Consider the following 388-nt stretch of genomic DNA (forward strand, 5'->3'; position numbering starts at 1 on the left):
GTATCGGAACAGGACGTGCGCGAAATCAGGCGCATCAAGGCGCGCGTGGAATCCGAGCGGCTGCCACGCGGCGCCGACCCTGCACGCCACCTCAAACTGGGCCGCGGCGGCCTCAGCGATGTCGAGTGGCTGGTGCAGTTGCTGCAACTCCAGAACGCCGGGAAGCATCCGCAGCTGAGGACCACGTCCACGCTGGAGGCACTGGCAGCCGCCACGGAACTTGGCCTGCTGGATGGCGCCGACGCCCGGCTCCTGGCCGAAGCCTGGCGGCTTGCCAGCCGCATCCGGTCCGCCAACGTCATCTGGAACGGCAAGGCCTCCGACCTCCTGCCCTCCTCCCGCCGCGACCTCGAGGCCGTGGCGCGCTGGTGCGGCTACGATCCGGGAC

1 pseudogene is annotated in these 388 nt (G+C 70.1%); it reads left to right on the plus strand.

The window, feature by feature from the left end:
* Window positions 1-388, plus strand: a pseudogene (locus tag GVN67_RS29535) (hypothetical protein); the annotation flags it as partial.

Source organism: Roseomonas sp. 18066, assembly GCF_902706185.1.
GTDB lineage: Bacteria > Pseudomonadota > Alphaproteobacteria > Acetobacterales > Acetobacteraceae > Pseudoroseomonas.